The 2,365-nt window shown below is 66.8% G+C and carries 3 protein-coding genes; 2 read left to right on the plus strand and 1 reads right to left on the minus strand.

Annotated features, from left to right (window positions below; all coding sequences use genetic code 11):
- Together EAW56_RS11715 and EAW56_RS11720 are read left to right on the plus strand one after the other, a co-directional pair.
- Nucleotides 1-764 (plus strand): carbohydrate ABC transporter permease (locus EAW56_RS11715; RefSeq protein ID WP_147453315.1); only part of this gene is annotated, 764 nt, incomplete at its 5' end.
- Between the two features lies 1 nt (nt 765).
- Entirely contained in the window at nt 766-990 is a 225-nt protein-coding gene (locus EAW56_RS11720) for a hypothetical protein (protein WP_095546077.1), read from the plus strand.
- 19 nt (nt 991-1,009) lie between these two features.
- Here the strand turns inward: EAW56_RS11720 and EAW56_RS11725 are convergent, their stop codons facing one another.
- Nucleotides 1,010-2,098: an HNH endonuclease signature motif containing protein gene (locus EAW56_RS11725; protein ID WP_147453316.1), complete on the minus strand. Its 1,089-nt coding sequence runs from the start codon at nt 2,096-2,098 to the stop codon at nt 1,010-1,012.
- Between the last annotated feature and the right edge of the window lie 267 nt (nt 2,099-2,365).

Consider the following 2,365-nt stretch of genomic DNA (forward strand, 5'->3'; position numbering starts at 1 on the left):
CCTTCTACTGGATGCTCGTGACCGCGCTGCGCGACCAAGCGCACACCTTCGACACCACCCCGTGGCCGACGCACGTGACGCTGGACAACTTCCGCGACGCGCTCGCCACCGACAAGGGCAACGACTTCCTCGGGGCGATCGGCAACTCGCTGCTCATCTCGCTAACCACCACCGCGCTTGCCGTGCTCGTCGGCGTGTTCACCGCGTACGCGCTCGCGCGCCTCGACTTCCCCGGCAAGGGCATCGTCACCGGCATCATCCTCGCCGCGTCGATGTTCCCCGGCATCGCACTGGTCACGCCGCTGTTCCAGCTGTTTGGCGACCTCGGGTGGATCGGCACCTACCGCGCGATGATCATCCCGAACATCTCGTTCGCGCTGCCGCTGACCGTGTACACGCTCATCTCGTTCTTCCAGCAGCTGCCCTGGGAGCTCGAGGAGGCGGCGCGCGTCGACGGCGCAACGCGCGGCCAGGCCTTCCGCCTCGTGCTGCTGCCACTGGCCGCGCCCGCGATCTTCACCACCGCCATCATCGCGTTCATCACGACGTGGAACGAGTTTATGCTGGCCAGGCAGCTGTCCAACACCTCGACGGAGCCGGTGACGGTGGCGATCGCGCGCTTCTCCGGGCCGAGCGCGTTCGAGTACCCGTACGCGGCGATCATGGCGGCGGGGTCGCTGGTGACCGTGCCGCTGATCATCATGGTGCTGATCTTCCAGCGGCGCATCGTCGCAGGCCTCACCGCCGGCGGCGTGAAGGGTTAGCATGGACCAGCGCACAGACCTGATGTGGCAGGCGATCGTCGGGTTCGTCGGCTTCTTCGCCCTCCTCGCCCTCGTGCAGGGGCTGGTCAACGTGTTCCGCGACCAGCCCGCGATCTGGCCCGGCCTGCTCGCCGGCGCGCTCGCGCTCGCCGAGTGGTGGCTCGCTCGCCGCTGGCTGGCGTGGCGCAGCACCGAGCTTGACGACGACACCCAGACACCCCAATAGGCGCCAGGGGTGACTGGCGCTACGTGGTTGCTGGGGTGTGGGCGAGGCGTTGTGCGCGTCTGTCGGGGTCGGCGTGGTCGACCCCGCCGGGTATTCGATACCCACTCGGGCTCTGCCAGGTGACGCGCCCGCGGTGCCGGTGCATCCGGCCGCGGGAGGGCCTGCCGTTTTGCCGATTATGATACGTACATAACCAACACAGGTTCCCAATCTCCGTCCCACCCCCGCTCGCCCACTCAGTGAGATGATGCGCCTCGGAGACATCCGCCGGCTGGTGGCAATCCGCCCAGGCGCACGTCGGCCCGTCCGCACTCATCAACAGCCGCAGCTCCCGGGTCGCCCGCCTCGGGTTGGCCGGGTCATCCCCAGCCAGCGTGGTCGCATACAGGTTGACCGGCCCGTCAGTCGGCGAGATCAACGCGATATAGCCCGCCTTGTTGAGCTTCCGGTTGACCAACTCGGCACCGTCAAGCCACTCGCCGTTGGTCAGCTGCACCTGGATCTCGGCGGCGTTGTCGGGGTGGGTGCGCCAGGTGGCGAACTCGCCGATGTCCATGTTGAGCACCGTGGTGACCTGCGGTGCGGCAGCACGGGTGGTGGTATTACCGGTCAGCCAGGCTGCCGGGTCAAGGCGTGCTGCGTGGTAGGCGGCGAGCACGTCGCTGGTGCGCCCCGTCACGTGCAGGGTGGACAGGCCCTTGTCGTGGTAGGTGATGCTTGCTTTCGGCGCCCGCGGAGTAGGTGGGGCGAGTTTCTTTTTCAGTTTCTTCGCCTCGCGCATGATGGTGCGCAAATCGCCGTTGGTCTCGCACAGGGCGCGGCGGTATTTCCAGCGATCCGCATCCTTGGTCAGGCTGCGAGACGAGCGGGCGATAAAGGCGAGGGTGTCGATCCGGTGGCCGGTGCTGCGTGCGGCGTCGACGCAGGCGGTCTGCGCCCTGCGGTTGCGCACCGGGGCGAAGAAGACCTCGGCGGCGGTGGCAAGTTGGGCGGCGCGGTCGGGGTCCATGCCGCGGGAGATCAGGGTCTCGGCGCTTGACGACGCGGCCGCGGCAACAAGGTCGATGCCGCGGCTGTCGAGGGTGATCAGGTCGTCGAGAAGCGTCATGCCACACAGCATAAACCTGCTTGACCTGCGGGTTCAATGGTTTGTGAGAAGGATTCCACTTTCGGCCGACAAGGGAACCAGCGGGGTGTTTTCAACGTCTAATAAGGTTTCGGGGTTTCAAGGCAGCGCGCGCACAGAAAAGTGCTACAACTGATGCTATGAAACGAGCAACCAGGGCGTTTATCGCCGCAGCAACTTCCACCGCCATGATCGCCGCCGCGCAGCCGGCCCTCGCACAGGAGGGCGCCGGCGAGATGGGCGTGACCG

The organism is Corynebacterium gottingense, from assembly GCF_003693265.1.
GTDB lineage: Bacteria > Actinomycetota > Actinomycetes > Mycobacteriales > Mycobacteriaceae > Corynebacterium > Corynebacterium gottingense.

Excerpts from the sequence above, each read along its gene's own strand:
- EAW56_RS11720 (WP_095546077.1), top strand. The coding sequence starts at position 766 with ATGGACCAGCGCACAGACCTGATGTGGCAGGCGATCGTCGGGTTCGTC.
- EAW56_RS11725 (WP_147453316.1), bottom strand. The coding sequence starts at position 2,098 with ATGACGCTTCTCGACGACCTGATCACCCTCGACAGCCGCGGCATCGAC.